Here is a 15,083-nt window from a genome sequence, read left to right as displayed (position 1 = left end):
CCTCAGGAATGTCAGTTGCAGGAAAAAAGAAGGCCGGGAAAACCCGGCCAGGAGATTACTTCTTGTGGGGACGAATAGCGGGAGCAGCTTTGTCGAGAACGCCGTTAACGAACTTATGGCTGTCTTCGGCACCGAAGGTTTTCGCCAGCTCAATCGCTTCGTTGATGGCCACTTTGTATGGCACATCATCACGTTTGGACAGTTCAAACAGCGCAATGCGCAGTACCGCTTTTTCCACCTGGCCCAGCTCTTCAAGCAGACGGGACAGGTAAGGCTTCATCAGCCCATCCAGATACGCGCTGTTGGTAGCCACGCCGCTCAGCAGCTCGCGGAAATAGACAACGTCAACGTCTTTGACGTCCTGTTCCGCCAGGAACTGGTATTCAACATCAGCGATGTCGTTTTTAGACAACTGCCAGGAGTAGAGCGCCTGGACGGCACACTCACGGGCGCGGCGACGAGCAGCAGGTTTCACGGATTTCCCCTTACAAAAATCAGGCCTTGATGGCTTTCAATACATTAATCATTTCAAGCGCGGTCAGTGCAGCTTCTGCACCTTTGTTACCGGCTTTGGTGCCAGCACGTTCGATGGCTTGTTCAATGCTTTCAGTGGTCAGCACGCCGAAGGCAACGGGAATACCGCTGTCCTGGCCTACGCTTAACAGACCGTTGCTGGCACCGCCGGCAACGTATTCGAAGTGTGCAGTGCCTCCGCGAATCACGGTACCCAGCGCGATAACAGCATCGTATTTACCGGTTTTAGCCAGTGCATCAGCGGCCAGCGGCAGCTCGTAAGCGCCCGGCACCCAAACTACGGTGATGTTTTTGTCTTTCACCTGACCAATGCGTTTCAGGGCGTCGATAGCACCTTCCAGCAGGCTGTCATTGATGAAGTTGTTAAAACGCGCGATGGTGATGGCGACGCGAGCGTCAGGAGTAGCAACAGCAGCTTCAATAATGTTCATAATCTTCCTTTACGGGTTCTGTTTAGCCCCGCAGGGGGGCGGATTTTATCATAATCTTTTCGTGACTGCTTACGTTTTACTGGCGTCCGTAAATGGGCGTCAAATGCAGGCACAAATCGGGGCCAACCTGGCGGACTTCGCTAAAGCTGAACGCCGGCGCATCAGCAAGTTTTTCAAGGCCAGGAAGCTCGCACAAACCGCGGGCATCATTGCCTAATAATTTTGGCGCGACATAGACAATCAGCTCATCCACCAGGCCTGCCTGTAACAGCGCCCCGGCAAGCGTTGCCCCGGCCTCAACCCAGACAGAATTCACCTGGCGTTTGCCAAGCTGCATCATTAACACGACCAAATCAAGATGCCCATTATGTTCAGGCACCAGCAGTTGCTCGACGTCCTCCGGCCAGGATTGTTCATCCGCCTGGCTGCGGGCAAGCCAGGTTTGCCCCGGATTGGCAATAATTTGGTGCTGTGGCGTTACCCGGTTTTGACGATCCAGCACAATGCGAATCGGCTGACGTAAATCCTGTTGGGAATAAATAGCCTGGCTGGCGCTATCCAGCTCATCCCAACGAACCGTTAATGACGGGTTATCTGCCAATACGGTCGCGTCGCTGGAAAGAATCGCGGCACTTTGCGCGCGCTGGCGCTGCACATCGCGACGCGCCTGGGGAGAGGTAATCCATTTGCTCTCTCCGCTTGCCATCGCGGTACGGCCGTCCAGCGAAGCACCAAGCTTAAGCTGGATAAATGGAAAACCCGTGCGCATACGCTTGAGGAACCCGCGGTTCAGCGCTTCAGCTTCGTTCATCATCAGGCCGTGGCTGACTTCAATGCCAGCCTGCTGCAAGCGGTAGAGGCCGCGGCCGGCAACCTGCGGGTTAGGATCCTGCATGGCGGCTACCACGCGAGAAACGCCTGCGGCAATCAAGGCATCACAGCACGGTGGCGTGCGGCCATGGTGGCTGCAGGGTTCGAGCGTGACATAGGCCGTTGCGCCCCGGGCCTGTTCGCCTGCCATGCGCAAAGCGTGAACTTCCGCATGAGGTTCCCCGGCGCGAAAGTGGAACCCTTCCCCCACAATATTGCCGTCTTTAACTATCACGCAGCCGACATTCGGGTTCGGTGCAGTGGTAAAACGCCCGCGCTTAGCCAGCTCAAGCGCTCGAGCCATAAACTGTTCATCAAGGGACATCGGCATTAATCCTGTAAACGGGCGATTTCTTCACCAAATTCTTTGATATCTTCAAAGCTACGGTAGACCGAAGCAAAGCGAATATAGGCGACTTTATCCAGCTTTTTGAGCTGCTCCATCACCAGGTTACCGATGAGTTTACTCGGGATTTCGCGTTCGCCGGTTGCTCGAAGGTGCGACTTAATATGGCTGATGGCCATTTCCACGTCGTCAGAATTGACCGGACGTTTTTCCAGCGCTTTCAGGATGCCGCTGCGCAGTTTGTCTTCGTTAAACGGCTCGCGCACCTCATTACTCTTCACCACTCTCGGCATCACCAGCTCCGCAACCTCGAAAGTCGTGAAGCGTTCGTGACAGACCAGACACTGGCGCCGACGGCGTACGGAGGAACCTTCACCCACCAGGCGAGAGTCAATAACTTTGGTGTCCACGGCGAAACAGAATGGGCAATGCATAGCGTTTCCTGCTGGGATTATAAAGATGAACAATAGTTTACCGCGAAGTTGCGGGAGTACAAAGACAGCGCCGACACTGCAACATCAAATATGACTTTTCAAGCGCGAAGAACTACGCTTAAATCAGCGAACCTTAGCAAGGAAAAACTAACCATGACAAAGACTTACTTAAGAATTATCCTGGTTTCAAGCCTGATAAGCCTGACCGCTTGTGCCCAGCAAACTGAAGTGCGTCAGATGCGCAGTCAAATTGGTTCGTTAAATCAGGAAATGACTAAACTTAGCCAGCAAACGGTGAAGCTGACCCAGCAGAATGCCCTGAACGCGAAGTCGACCAGCGGCGTTTATCTGCTACCGGGTTCAAACACGGCAGCGCGCCTCAACAGCCAGATAGGTAACCTGAAAATGTCGCTGACAAACGTTGCGGCTGAAGCCAACGGCACCCGCGCCACGCTGCTGATTCAGGGAGAATCCAACGATCCGCTGCCGGCATTTAGCGGCAAAGTAGAATGGGGGCAGATCCAGGGCACCACCGACAGTTTCCAGGAAGTTAATGTGCAAACGCAGTCCATAGACGCCCCGGCCAGCATTCTCGCCCCAAGCGACGTGTCGATTCCGCTTCGCCTGTCCGGTATCACGCCCGATCAATTAGGGTTTGTGCGCGTCCATGATATCCAGCCAGTTTCTTCCGCGCAGCCAGCACCCGCGCAATAATTCTTTCGCCCCCTTATCCGCCGCTCGCTTCAACCACAGCTTCGCTTCTTACCCTCCCCCTGGCCCTCTCCCTAAAAGGGAGAGGGAATAAATCATCGGCAGTTTTCCCCCTCTTCCTCCGGGAGAGGGCCGGGGTGAGGGCTGAAGTCACCCCACTCATCCGCAAAAATGTGAAAGCAAAAGATGACTAAGAGACATTTTCCGGCGAGGCGCGCCTGTCACACTCTTTCACACCCCCCGCACAATATGTGAAGCAAACCCCCTGTTATCATCTCGTCTTTATAGTGATCCATATCACACTTACATGTAACAACTGGGCATACGTTTGCGTAATTTGTCGAAGCAGGTACAATCACGCCGTTTTTAATGTGCGCAAACGTGAACGCAATCGATTACGCATATGAGAAGAATGTGAAATAGAACATATTTTTGTGAGCAGGGATTTCTATAATAGTCGCGCTGCAAAGGTCCTTCCCTGAGACCGGCGGCCAGGGATGACATCTCACATCCGCATCGCACCAAAACTACGTAAACAGTGGCTAAAAATATGAAAAAAATTATTCTGGCAGCCGGCACCGTTCTGGCACTTTCCAGCTCTTTCTCTGCCAGCGCAGAAGAAGCAAAAAACAGCGAATACCTCTCCGACTGGTGGCACCAGAGCGTTAACGTTGTCGGCAGCTATCACACCCGTTTCGGGCCGCAGCTGCGCAACGATACCTACCTGGAATATGAAGCGTTCGCCAAAAAAGACTGGTTCGATTTCTACGGCTACGTGGATGCGCCAGTCTTCTTCGGCGGCAACACTCAGGCGAAAGGGATCTGGAACCACGGCTCCCCACTGTTTATGGAAATCGAACCTCGCTTCTCCATCGACAAGCTGACCGGGACCGACCTGAGCTTTGGTCCGTTCAAAGAGTGGTACTTCGCGAACAACTACATTTACGACATGGGTCGTAACCAGGCTAATCGCCAGAGCACCTGGTACATGGGTCTGGGTACCGACATCGATACCGGCCTGCCAATGAGCCTGTCGATGAACGTGTATGCCAAGTACCAGTGGCAGAACTACGGTGCGTCTAACGAAAACGAGTGGGATGGCTACCGCTTCAAGGTGAAATACTTCGTGCCGATTACCTCCCTGTGGGGCGGTAAGCTGAGCTATATCGGTTTCACCAACGTTGACTGGGACTCTGACCTGGGCAACGAGCAGTACCGTACCAATAACTCCGTTGCGTCCAGCCACATCCTGTCGCTGAACTACGATCACCTGCACTACTCCTTCGTGGCCCGTTACTTCCATAACGGCGGCCAGTGGAAAGATGGCGAGCAGCCGTTCTTCATGAACGAACGCGTGAAGTCGACCGGCTTCGGCTACTACGTGGTTGTCGGTTACAACTTCTAATCGCCACCACTTGTAAAAAACCGGCCCGCTGGCCGGTTTTTTTATTTCTCAGGCAGGTAACCTTTGGCCTTCTGAAGGGCAATAAAAGCCTGCAGAGAACGATCGTGTCGCTCCTGAAACACATTTCCTGTTAAATGAATATCCCGGCAGCGATCCAGCCTGAAGCTACGATAATCATTCCGAGCCTCGCACCAGGCCACCAGCAGCCAGACCTCTCCCCAAAATGACAGCCCCAGAGGGTGAATATCCCGCTCCGTCAATTCCCCTTTTTCATCCTCATACAGCAAATGAACAACCTGGCATTTGTCGATGGCGGAATGAAACAGATCGAACCGGGCTTTCACCTGCGGAAACTTGTTAAAATTTGGCGAGATAATACGGCTGCGTTCGGCAACCCGACGCTTTTCCGGGGTGAGCACTGCGAGAAGCTTTTCATGCACGGACTCGGCAGATTTCGCCAGCGTTTCTCCGCTCCAGGTTTGCACCATTCTTAACGCCGCAATCACCGCCTCCACCTCTCCGGTCGTCAGCATCAGCGGTGGAAGATCGTACCCGGCCAGCAGGCGATAGCCGCAGCCAGCCTCCCCTTCTATCGGCACGCCGGAGAGAGAAAGATCCTGAATGTCGCGGTAGACAGTCCGCTCTGAGACTTCCAGCCGTTCGGCAAGTTGTGCAGCCGTCGTCAGGCGCCTGCCGCGTAGGATTTGCACTATCTGAAATAATCGATCGGCTCTTCGGCTCATGGATATTCCGGAAAAAATAAGGCCTGCCCGAGCGGCAGGCTTTAGCGTCAGTATTGAGGCTTAAACAGGCTGATGCAACCCAACGCGATTGCCTTCGCTGTCGATCATTAACGCAATCGTGCCGATATCATAGGGCAGCACCTGAGGACCAAAGTCCAGCTGGCCTCCCGCCATCTCTACCTGCTGTAATGCTTTAACAATATCGGGAGTATAAAGATAAATCACCGCGCCTGTCGCAGAAGGCACAAACCGCTCCCCTTTCACTAAAGAGCCACCGGTGGCCGGTTGGTTATACGAAAATACAGCATTCTCCACGCCGGCTATCGTTTCGCGACGAAATTCAGCGTTCAGTACTCGTTGGTAAAAAGCGACCGCTCGCGCCATATCGGTAACGGGGATCTCAAACCAGTTGATGAGTGTGCTCATTGTTTTTCTCCTGTGTTGTCAGTAACCACGAGTCTACTGACCCCCTCCTGACACCATACTGTCAGGAGAAAATCACCGGACGAAAAAAAACCGCAGCTCGAAGGCTGCGGTTTTATCAAACGCTTAACGCTATTACGGCAGAATGGACGGCTGATCCGCCCCTTCTTTCTCTACCTTTTGCTGCAGCATGTGCTCGCGCTTCATGCCCAGTTTCAACGCCAGCGCAGAGGCGACGTAGATAGAAGACACGGTACCGATGGTGACACCGATAAGCATCGTCAGGGAGAAGCCTTTCAGCAGCGCCCCACCGAACAGATACAGCATCAGGATAACCACTAAGGTGGTACCGGATGTGATCAAGGTCCTTTGCAGCGTCTGGGTCAGGGAGACGTTAAAGATCTCGTAAGGCGTCCCGCGGCGGATCTTGCGGAAGTTTTCACGAATACGGTCCGAAACCACGATGCTGTCGTTCAGCGAGTAGCCGATAACCGACATCAACGACGCGACGATGGTCAGGTCAATCTCAATGTGGAACAGCGACAGCACGCCCATGGTAATTACCACGTCGTGCGCCAGCTTGATAACCACACCGGCAGCCAGACGCCACTCGAAGCGGAACCCAACGTACACCAGAATCGACAACAGCGCGACGAGCAGCGCCATCGCACCGTTTTGAGCCAGATCCGCTCCCACGCTTGGGCCGACAAACTCAATACGCTTCACTGCCGCATTCTGACTGGTCGCTTCGTTAATCACGCTCACAACCTTGCTGCCGAGCACCTGGCCGCCAGTTTCGCCTTTAGCAGGCGGCATGCGCACCATGATGTCACGGCTGCTGCCAAAGTTCTGCACCAGCGGCTCTTCAAAGCCCGCCTTCTGCAGCGCGGCGCGCATGGTGTCCAGCTCGGCTGGTTTTTCCAGCCCGATTTCGATAACCGTACCGCCGGTAAAGTCCAGGCCCCAGTTGAAGCCTTTCACGCCGATAATCGCGACGGAAAGGATCAGCAGGATGCCGGAGATGCCGAAGGCCCAGTTGTCCCAGCGCATAAAGTCATAGACTTTACGGCCGTGGTTCAATTGTTCAACAGTATATTCCTGTGCCACAACGCACTCCTTAGATAGACAGCTTGTTGATGCGTTTGCCGCCGTACAACAGGTTCACGATGGCACGGGTGCCGACGATTGCGGTAAACATCGAGGTCGCAACGCCAATACCGGTGGTAATAGCAAACCCTTTGATCGCCCCGGTGCCCACGGCATACAGGATGATAACTTTGATAAGCGTGGTGATGTTGGCATCGAAAATGGAGCTGAACGCGCCTTTGTAGCCTTCATCAATTGCCTGCTGTACCGAACGTCCGTTTCGCAGTTCTTCTTTGATACGTTCGTTAATCAGTACGTTGGCATCCACCGCTACCGCAAGGGTTAAGACGACACCCGCAATACCCGGCATGGTCAGCGTCGCCCCCGGCAGCAGGGACATGATCCCCACAATCAGCACCAGGTTAGCCAGCAGCGCAGAGGTCGCAATCAGGCCAAACTTCTTATAGAAGAAGATCATGAAGATGATGGAGACCACCAGACCCGCCAGACACGCTTCCAGGCCCTGCTTGATGTTTTCCAGGCCCAGGGTTGGACCGATGGTACGTTCTTCAACAATCTGAATCGGCGCAATCAGCGCACCAGCACGCAGCAGCAGAGAAAGCTGGCGAGCTTCATTCGGGTTGCTGATCCCGGTGATGCGGAAGCTGTTACCCAGGCGAGACTGAATGTTCGCCACGTTGATAACTTCTTCTTCTTTCATCAGGACGGAACGGCCATTCGCGTCTTTCTTACCGCTGTCCTTGTACTCCACAAAGAGGGTTGCCATCGGCTTGCCGATGTTGTCTTTAGTGAAGTTAGACATGATGTTACCGCCAGCGCTGTCCAGGGAAATGTTTACCTGAGGCTGGTTGTATTCATCCATGCTGGACGTGGAGTCAGTGATGTGGTCCCCGGTCAGAATCACGCGCTTGTACAGCACAACCGGCTGACCTTCGCGAGTTTGCTTCACTTCGGAGTCACCCGGCACGCGGCCAGAGGCTGCCGCAGAGGCATCCACGTTGGTGTTCACCAGGCGGAATTCCAGCGTAGCGGTCGCCCCCAGGATTTCTTTCGCACGTGCGGTGTCCTGAATACCCGGCAGCTCAACCACGATACGGTCAGCACCCTGACGCTGCACCAGTGGTTCGGCGACGCCAAGCTGGTTTACACGGTTACGCAGGATATTGATGTTCTGCTGGACCGCGTACTCACGCGCTTCGCTCAGGCGAGCATCGCTCATCACGGCACGCAGCGTATTGCTCCCCTGGTTGGAGAACACCAGATCGCGATGGCGGGAGGAGAGGTAATCTCTTGCTGAGTCGCGCGCGCTTGAATCACGGAAGACGATGTCTACGCCGTAATTGTCGGCTTTACGCACGTTGGTGTAAGCAATGCCCTTGTCACGCAGGTCGCTGCGCAGGCCATCGATATTTTGTTCCTGGAGCTTGCCCAGCGCTGTGTCCATATCGACTTCCATCAGGAAGTGGACGCCGCCGCGCAGATCAAGGCCGAGCTTCATCGGGTTCGCACCGATAGTCGACATCCAGCGAGGGGTAGCAGGAGCAAGGTTAAGCGCCACGACATAGTTGTCGCCCATCACGCTCATCAACGCTTCACGCGCACGGAGCTGGGTATCGGTAGAGTCGAAGCGAGCGAGAATAGCGCCCTCTTCCAGCGCCACAGACTTAGCGGTGATATTTTCTTGTTTTAAGGTGTTTTCGACCTGGATCAGCGTTTGTTCACTGGCGGCGGCACCGCGCACGCCAGTTAACTGAACTGCCGGATCCTCACCATACAGGTTGGGAAGCGCATACAGCAGGCCAATCGCCAGCACGGCGATCAGCATGATGTACTTCCACAAAGGATAACGGTTTAACACGTGTAGTTCCCTTAGGGAAAACGAAAATTACAGCGCCTTCATGGTGCCTTTCGGCAGAACGGCAGCTACGAAATCACGTTTGATAACCACTTCGGTGGTATCGTTCAGCGCGATAGCAATGTAGCCAGTTTCAGCTACTTTGGTTACGCGGCCAACAAGGCCACCGTTGGTCAGCACTTCATCACCCTTGGAGATGGAGTCCATCAGTTTTTTATGCTCTTTGGTACGCTTTTGCTGCGGACGCAGGATCATAAAATAGAAAATCAGGCCAAACACCACCAACATTGGAATCAAAGTCCATTGACTCTGTCCTGGAGCAGCACCCGCAGAAGCGACAGCATCAGAAATGAAAAAGCTCATTAAAATTCCCTCATTATTAAATTAATCAACGTTCAAAGGTGGAACCGGCTTACCTGTCCGCTCGTAAAAATCCGTCACGAAGTGGTCTAATTTACCCTCTTCAATGGCCTGGCGTAAACCAGCCATTAAACGCTGGTAATAGTGCAGGTTATGAATGGTATTGAGACGCGCGCCCAGTATTTCGTTGCAACGGTCGAGATGATGCAAGTAGGCACGTGAATAATTGCGACACGTATAGCAATCACACTCGGCATCGAGCGGGGCGGTGTCATCTTTATGCTTAGCATTGCGGATTTTCACTACGCCGTCCGTCACGAAGAGGTGACCGTTACGCGCATTACGAGTTGGCATGACGCAGTCGAACATGTCGATACCGCGACGAACCCCTTCAACCAGGTCTTCCGGTTTACCTACGCCCATCAGGTAACGTGGTTTGTCGGCAGGGATTTGCGGGCAAACGTGCTCCAGAATACGGTGCATGTCTTCCTTCGGCTCGCCTACCGCCAGGCCGCCGACAGCGTAGCCATCAAAGCCAATCTCTACCAGACCTTTTACCGAGATATCTCGTAAATCTTCGTAAACACTGCCCTGGATAATGCCGAACAGCGCATTTTTATTTCCAAGGGAATCAAAGCGATCGCGGCTACGCTGCGCCCAACGCAGGGACATTTCCATGGAGCGTTTAGCGTAATCCCAGTCCGCCGGGTACGGCGTACATTCGTCGAAGATCATGACGATATCGGACCCCAGATCGTACTGAATTTCCATGGATTTTTCAGGATCGAGGAAAATAGGATCGCCGTTGATCGGGTTGCGGAAATGCACGCCCGCTTCGGTGATCTTACGGATATCGCCCAGGCTGAATACCTGGAAACCACCGGAGTCCGTCAGGATTGGGCCTTTCCACTGCATAAAATCATGCAGGTCGCCGTGCAGTTTCATGATTTCCTGGCCAGGACGCAGCCATAAATGGAAGGTATTGCCCAGGATAATCTGCGCGCCCGTGGCTTCAACTTCTTCCGGCGTCATCCCTTTTACGGTGCCGTAAGTACCAACCGGCATAAAGGCCGGGGTTTCGACGGTTCCACGTTCAAAGACCAGGCGACCGCGTCGTGCGCGTCCGTCGGTGGTATCTAATTCAAATTTCACATTTCCTCCAGCACCAGAGAAACAGTCTGGTGAGTCAATTAACGCCGTGGGCGGTGCTCACGGCGGAATAAGCGGGGGTGGGTTACCCTCACCCCGGCCCTCTCACTGGAAGGGAGAGGGAGAATACTTTCTCTGTTACCCAATACTCTCACGAGGGAGAGAGGATACATCCCTTATTATCCCCTTTCCCCGCGGGGAGAGGGCCAGGGTGAGGGGCAATCACGCCCCCGGGCGTTCGTTTATCGCCTGCGGATTACAGGTAATGAACATCGCATCGCCGTAGCTAAAGAAGCGATATTCCGCTTTCACCGCCTCGTGGTAAGCGTGCATTGTGTTTTTATAACCGGCAAACGCGGAGACCAGCATAATCAGCGTAGACTCCGGCAGGTGGAAGTTCGTCACCAGCGCGTCGATCACTTTGTACTGATAGCCCGGATAGATAAAGATTTGGGTATCGCCGAAGAACGGCTCGATCAGGTCGTTCTGCGCAGCCTGAGCGGCGCTTTCCAGGGAGCGTACCGACGTAGTTCCGACCGCAATAACGCGATTGCCACGCGCTTTACAGGCCAGCACTGCGTCCACAACGTCCTGAGGCACTTCGGCATACTCAGAGTGCATGATGTGGTCTTCGATGCTGTCCACGCGCACCGGCTGGAACGTCCCCGCCCCGACGTGCAGCGTGACGAACGCCATATCGACACCTTTATTGCGCAGTTTTTCCAGCAGCGGCTCGTCAAAGTGCAGACCTGCTGTCGGCGCAGCAACCGCCCCCGGCTTCTGGCTATAAACCGTTTGATAAAGCTCGCGGTCGGCTTCTTCATCCGGGCGGTCGATGTACGGTGGCAGCGGCATATGGCCGATGTTATTTAAGATATCCAGTACGGCGCGCTCGTCGTTAAACTCGACCTCAAACAGCGCATCGTGGCGCGCAACCATGGTGGCGTGTACGCTTTCATCATCGCCCAACAGCAGCTCGGCGCCGGGTTTTGGCGCTTTAGAGGCGCGAATATGTGCCAGAATGCGTTTATCATCCAGCATACGCTCGACCAGTACTTCAATTTTCCCGCCGCTGGCTTTACGGCCAAACAGGCGAGCCGGGATTACGCGGGTGTTATTGAACACCAGCAGGTCGCCGGGGTTGAGCTTGTCGAGCAAATCGGTGAAAGTGCCATGCGCCAATGCGCCCGTCGGCCCGTCAAGTGACAGCAAGCGGCAGCTGCTGCGCTCGGCTTGCGGATAATGAGCAATCAGGGATTCAGGCAGTTCAAAGGAAAAATCAGCAACGCGCATGGTATAGCACTCAGACTTAAAAACAGGCGGCTTAGTCTAGTGGCAGGGGGCTTTCCCTGCAACACGTTTACCCTGCTCAGGCCGTTTTAACGCCATAAATGGAATAACTATTCGATGAATTTTCTCGCCCACCTGCATTTGGCACATCTGGCCCAAAGTTCACTGCTGGGAAATTTGCTGGCGGATTTCGTGCGCGGCAGCCCGGACGACAGCTTTTCGCCCGAGGTCGTGGCCGGCATTTATATGCACCGCAGAGTCGATGTCCTGACGGACGGACTGCCGGAGGTGGCTCTAGCGCGCGGCTGGTTCAGCCCAGAGACGCGGCGAGTGTCGCCGATTTCTCTGGATGTCATGTGGGACCACTTCCTGTCGCGCCACTGGCATAAAGTCTGCCCGGATATCGGGCTCGAGGATTTTATCGCCTATGCTCGCGGGCAGATTGTGCCCAAGCTTAACGACACGCCGCCGCGCTTCATTAACCTTAATAACTATTTATGGCGTGAACGCTGGCTGGAGCGTTATCAGGATATGGATTTTATTGCTAACGTTCTCAATGGGATGGCAAGCCGTAGACCAAAACTTGATGCCCTGCGAGCCTCCTGGCACGATCTCGACGCCCATTATGACCAGTTGGAGGAGTTGTTCTGGCAGTTCTACCCACGCATGATGGTGATGGCGGAACAAAAAAGTTTGTGATCGTTCCCGGTTCACGTTAGAACAACTTGCCCTTTTCGAAAAAAGGGCTATCTTGGTTATCGGCATCAAGATATGCGTCTTTTTGATAGCCAAAACCTATCTGATTGATTGGCAAGATGCCATTGAGCTACATGGAATGGAGCCCCTATACTCCCCCCGTTGCGTTAACATTCACTTTAACAAAATTAACAGGAGTACATATGGTCCTGGTTACTCGTCCAGCCCCTGACTTTACCGCTGCTGCCGTTCTGGGCAATGGCGAAATCGTTGAAAACTTCAACTTCAAAAAACACACCAACGGTAAAGCAACCGTTGTGTTCTTCTGGCCGATGGACTTCACCTTCGTTTGCCCGTCTGAACTGATCGCGTTCGACAAGCGTTACGAAGAATTCCAGAAACGTGGCGTAGAAGTCGTTGGTGTATCTTTTGACTCCGAGTTCGTTCACAACGCATGGCGTAAAACCCCGGTTGATAAAGGCGGCATCGGCGAAGTGAAATACGCGATGGTTGCTGATATCAAACGTGAAATCCAGCAAGCCTACGGCATCGAACACCCGGAAGCGGGCGTTGCGCTGCGCGGTTCCTTCCTGATCGACAAAGCCGGTATCGTTCGCCACCAGGTTGTGAACGATCTGCCGCTGGGTCGTAACATCGACGAAATGCTGCGTATGGTTGACGCGCTGCAGTTCCACGAAGAGCACGGCGAAGTGTGCCCGGCTCAGTGGGAAAAAGGGAAAGAAGGCATGAACGCGTCTCCGGACGGCGTTGCTAAGTACCTGAGCGAGAACGTTGCTAAGCTGTAATCGCTAAGCAAGTTCGAAGAAAAGGCCGCGATTGCGGCCTTTTTTGTTTTTGTCAGAAGGCGAAGCAGGAACAGCCCATCACGCCCCAGAACGCCGTCTCATCGCCGATGGGAATCGAGGAATTACGCGCCACATCATGCTGATGCCCGTGAACGTTACAGCTCCCGCAGCACTGATGCACCGATGCCATCATCCCCACTTTTGCCGCCGCTGGTGGCGCGGAGCGGTAATGCCCCGGCACGTTCACCACAGGCGACCAGTCAGGCACAACGGGAATGGCTGGCGGTGCCAGAGGCGTAAAGGCTCCGGTGGCATAAACCACTTTTCCATCCACCACGGTCATCACCGATTCAATACCCTTGATAGCCTCTTCCGCCACGCTGAAGTAGTCCTGAGACAGCACAACCAGGTCAGCCAGTTGCCCCGCCTGAATCCGCCCTTTCTTGCCCTGCTCGTTAGAGAACCAGGCGCTGCCTGCGGTCCATAGCTCAAGGGCGACATCGCGGGACATACGGTTATTCTCGTCGTACATCTGCATACCGCCCACAGTGCGCCCGGACACCAGCCAGTAAAGCGCCGTCCACGGGTTGTAGCTCGCCACGCGCGTGGCGTCGGTGCCTAACCCCACGGGCACACCTGCGGCTAGCATTTTCGCCACCGGCGGCGTTTGTTTCACCGCCTCAATCCCGTAGCGCTCCGCATAGTATTCGCCCTGGAAAGCCATGCGGTGCTGAACCGCAATCCCACCGCCCAGCGCCTTAACCCGGTCGATATTGCGTTCGGTAATCGTCTCTGCGTGGTCAAACAGCCAGTGCAGACCGTTGAACGGAATATCGCGATTGACCTTTTCGAACACGTCCAGCATGCGGCTGATGGACTCGTTGTAGGTGGCATGCAGCCGGAACGGCCAGCGGTGTTCAACCAGATGGCGCACCACACGCTCCAGCTCCTGTTCCATGCCGTCCGGCAAATCCGGGCGTGGCTGCAGGAAGTCTTCAAAGTCTGCAGCCGAGAACACCAGCATTTCACCGGCCCCGTTGGCGCGGTAGAAGTCGGTGCCCTGCCCCGGCGTCAGCATGTCGGTCCATTTTTCAAAATCTTCCAGCTCATGCTGAGGGCGCTGGGTAAACAGGTTATAGGCAATGCGCACCGTCATCTGCTTTTTACTGTGCAGCTCGTCGATAACCTGGTAATCCTCAGGGTAGTTCTGGAAACCACCGCCCGCGTCAATCGCGCTGGTCACGCCCAGGCGGTTCAGCTCTCGCATAAACTGCCGCGTTGAGTTCACCTGCATCTCCAGCGGCAGTTTCGGCCCTTTTGCCAGCGTGGAATAAAGGATCATCGCGTTAGGCTTCGCCACCAGCATTCCGGTCGGATTCCCGTTGCCGTCACGGACAATCTCGCCACCCGGCGGGTTTGGCGTCTCTTTGGTATAGCCCACCGCTTTCAGCGCGGCGCGGTTGAGCAAAGCTCTGTCGTACAGATGCAGAACGAATACCGGCGTATCGGGCGCGGCCTCGTTAAGTTCTTCGATGGTAGGCATGCGGCGTTCGGCAAACTGGAACTCTGTCCAGCCCCCCACCACGCGTACCCACTGCGGAGACGGCGTGCGCAGCGCCTGTTCTTTTAGCATGCGCAGGGCATCGGCCAGTGAAGGCACGCCTTCCCAGCGCAGCTCAAGGTTGTAGTTCAGCCCGCCGCGAATCAGGTGCAGGTGCGAATCGTTCAGGCCGGGGATCACCGTGTGGCCTTTCAAATCGACGACCTGGCTACCTTCTCCGGCAAAGCTCATCGCATAGGCGGTGCTGCCCGCTGCCAGAATTGTACCGTCTTTAATCGCTACCGCTTCTGCAAGCGGATTCTCTTTATCCAGCGTGTGAAACTGGCCATGAGTTAAAATCAGTGAGGCATGTTGAGACATAA

At 54.6% G+C, this 15,083-nt stretch carries 16 protein-coding genes; 4 read left to right on the top strand and 12 right to left on the bottom strand.

The window, feature by feature from the left end; all coding sequences use genetic code 11:
- Positions 1-55: 55 nt before the first annotated feature.
- The 4 genes from nusB to nrdR all read right to left on the bottom strand — a co-directional run bounded on the left by nusB (position 56) and on the right by nrdR (position 2,615).
- On the bottom strand, positions 56-475 hold the full coding sequence (gene nusB / locus A936_RS03240) for a transcription antitermination factor NusB (protein WP_008454563.1): 420 nt from the start codon (positions 473-475) through the stop codon (positions 56-58).
- Positions 476-494: 19 nt separating this feature from the next.
- Positions 495-965, bottom strand: a complete 471-nt coding sequence (gene ribH / locus A936_RS03235) for a 6,7-dimethyl-8-ribityllumazine synthase (RefSeq protein ID WP_008454557.1) — start codon at positions 963-965, stop codon at positions 495-497.
- 76 nt (positions 966-1,041) lie between these two features.
- Positions 1,042-2,160, bottom strand: coding sequence for a bifunctional diaminohydroxyphosphoribosylaminopyrimidine deaminase/5-amino-6-(5-phosphoribosylamino)uracil reductase RibD (ribD, locus tag A936_RS03230; protein WP_008454555.1), 1,119 nt, complete (start codon positions 2,158-2,160; stop codon positions 1,042-1,044).
- A 5-nt stretch (positions 2,161-2,165) separates the two neighbouring features.
- A complete protein-coding gene (gene nrdR, locus A936_RS03225; protein WP_008454553.1) occupies positions 2,166-2,615 on the bottom strand; it encodes a transcriptional regulator NrdR in 450 nt (149 codons plus the stop codon).
- 153 nt (positions 2,616-2,768) lie between these two features.
- Between nrdR and A936_RS03220 the strand changes: the two genes are divergently transcribed.
- Positions 2,769-3,329, top strand: a complete 561-nt coding sequence (locus tag A936_RS03220; RefSeq protein ID WP_008454551.1) for a SadB/YajI family lipoprotein — start codon at positions 2,769-2,771, stop codon at positions 3,327-3,329.
- A gap of 547 nt (positions 3,330-3,876) precedes the next feature.
- On the top strand, positions 3,877-4,731 hold the full coding sequence (locus A936_RS03215) for a nucleoside-specific channel-forming protein Tsx (protein ID WP_008454549.1): 855 nt from the start codon (positions 3,877-3,879) through the stop codon (positions 4,729-4,731).
- 41 nt (positions 4,732-4,772) lie between these two features.
- Here A936_RS03215 and A936_RS03210 read toward each other — a convergent pair whose 3' ends face one another.
- From A936_RS03210 to queA, 7 genes are all read right to left on the bottom strand, one after another.
- Positions 4,773-5,474 (bottom strand): helix-turn-helix transcriptional regulator, encoded by a 702-nt coding sequence (locus tag A936_RS03210; RefSeq protein WP_034807592.1) that lies wholly within the window; start codon positions 5,472-5,474, stop codon positions 4,773-4,775.
- Between the two features lie 60 nt (positions 5,475-5,534).
- Entirely contained in the window at positions 5,535-5,900 is a 366-nt protein-coding gene (locus A936_RS03205; RefSeq protein ID WP_008454545.1) for a VOC family protein, read from the bottom strand.
- Positions 5,901-6,032: 132 nt separating this feature from the next.
- The gene (secF, locus tag A936_RS03200) at positions 6,033-7,004 is read right to left on the bottom strand and encodes a protein translocase subunit SecF (RefSeq protein WP_008454542.1); all 972 of its coding nucleotides are present in this window, start codon (positions 7,002-7,004) and stop codon (positions 6,033-6,035) included.
- 10 nt (positions 7,005-7,014) lie between these two features.
- Entirely contained in the window at positions 7,015-8,862 is a 1,848-nt protein-coding gene (secD, locus tag A936_RS03195) for a protein translocase subunit SecD (RefSeq protein WP_008454540.1), read from the bottom strand.
- A gap of 27 nt (positions 8,863-8,889) precedes the next feature.
- Positions 8,890-9,222 carry a preprotein translocase subunit YajC gene (gene yajC, locus A936_RS03190; RefSeq protein WP_008454538.1) on the bottom strand — a complete coding sequence of 111 codons (333 nt, stop codon included), beginning with the start codon at positions 9,220-9,222 and terminating at the stop codon, positions 8,890-8,892.
- Positions 9,223-9,243: 21 nt separating this feature from the next.
- The gene (gene tgt, locus A936_RS03185; protein WP_008454535.1) at positions 9,244-10,371 is read right to left on the bottom strand and encodes a tRNA guanosine(34) transglycosylase Tgt; all 1,128 of its coding nucleotides are present in this window, start codon (positions 10,369-10,371) and stop codon (positions 9,244-9,246) included.
- Positions 10,372-10,590: 219 nt separating this feature from the next.
- Positions 10,591-11,661, bottom strand: coding sequence for a tRNA preQ1(34) S-adenosylmethionine ribosyltransferase-isomerase QueA (gene queA / locus A936_RS03180; RefSeq protein ID WP_008454534.1), 1,071 nt, complete (start codon positions 11,659-11,661; stop codon positions 10,591-10,593).
- Between the two features lie 114 nt (positions 11,662-11,775).
- On the opposite strand from queA, the gene acpH reads away from it, so the two are divergent.
- Together acpH and A936_RS03170 are read left to right on the top strand one after the other, a co-directional pair.
- Positions 11,776-12,357 carry an ACP phosphodiesterase gene (acpH, locus tag A936_RS03175; protein WP_008454532.1) on the top strand — a complete coding sequence of 194 codons (582 nt, stop codon included), beginning with the start codon at positions 11,776-11,778 and terminating at the stop codon, positions 12,355-12,357.
- A gap of 200 nt (positions 12,358-12,557) precedes the next feature.
- Positions 12,558-13,160, top strand: a complete 603-nt coding sequence (locus A936_RS03170) for a peroxiredoxin C (RefSeq protein ID WP_008454530.1) — start codon at positions 12,558-12,560, stop codon at positions 13,158-13,160.
- A gap of 52 nt (positions 13,161-13,212) precedes the next feature.
- Here A936_RS03170 and A936_RS03165 read toward each other — a convergent pair whose 3' ends face one another.
- On the bottom strand, positions 13,213-15,081 hold the full coding sequence (locus A936_RS03165; RefSeq protein ID WP_008454528.1) for an amidohydrolase: 1,869 nt from the start codon (positions 15,079-15,081) through the stop codon (positions 13,213-13,215).
- Positions 15,082-15,083 lie beyond the last annotated feature (2 nt).

The organism is Enterobacter sp. Ag1, from assembly GCA_000277545.1.
Lineage (GTDB): Bacteria > Pseudomonadota > Gammaproteobacteria > Enterobacterales > Enterobacteriaceae > Cedecea.
Note: the sequence above shows the minus strand (reverse complement) of the source record. Positions and strands in the feature narration are given on the sequence as shown.

What these genes read in the sequence shown, in the direction of transcription:
- ribH (WP_008454557.1), bottom strand. Translation starts at nt 965, where the DNA reads ATGAACATTATTGAAGCTGCTGTTGCTACTCCTGACGCTCGCGTCGCC.
- ribD (WP_008454555.1), bottom strand. Translation starts at nt 2,160, where the DNA reads ATGTCCCTTGATGAACAGTTTATGGCTCGAGCGCTTGAGCTGGCTAAG.
- nrdR (WP_008454553.1), bottom strand. Translation starts at nt 2,615, where the DNA reads ATGCATTGCCCATTCTGTTTCGCCGTGGACACCAAAGTTATTGACTCT.
- A936_RS03220 (WP_008454551.1), top strand. Translation starts at nt 2,769, where the DNA reads ATGACAAAGACTTACTTAAGAATTATCCTGGTTTCAAGCCTGATAAGC.
- A936_RS03215 (WP_008454549.1), top strand. Translation starts at nt 3,877, where the DNA reads ATGAAAAAAATTATTCTGGCAGCCGGCACCGTTCTGGCACTTTCCAGC.
- A936_RS03210 (WP_034807592.1), bottom strand. Translation starts at nt 5,474, where the DNA reads ATGAGCCGAAGAGCCGATCGATTATTTCAGATAGTGCAAATCCTACGC.
- A936_RS03205 (WP_008454545.1), bottom strand. Translation starts at nt 5,900, where the DNA reads ATGAGCACACTCATCAACTGGTTTGAGATCCCCGTTACCGATATGGCG.
- yajC (WP_008454538.1), bottom strand. Translation starts at nt 9,222, where the DNA reads ATGAGCTTTTTCATTTCTGATGCTGTCGCTTCTGCGGGTGCTGCTCCA.
- queA (WP_008454534.1), bottom strand. Translation starts at nt 11,661, where the DNA reads ATGCGCGTTGCTGATTTTTCCTTTGAACTGCCTGAATCCCTGATTGCT.
- acpH (WP_008454532.1), top strand. Translation starts at nt 11,776, where the DNA reads ATGAATTTTCTCGCCCACCTGCATTTGGCACATCTGGCCCAAAGTTCA.
- A936_RS03170 (WP_008454530.1), top strand. Translation starts at nt 12,558, where the DNA reads ATGGTCCTGGTTACTCGTCCAGCCCCTGACTTTACCGCTGCTGCCGTT.
- A936_RS03165 (WP_008454528.1), bottom strand. Translation starts at nt 15,081, where the DNA reads ATGTCTCAACATGCCTCACTGATTTTAACTCATGGCCAGTTTCACACG.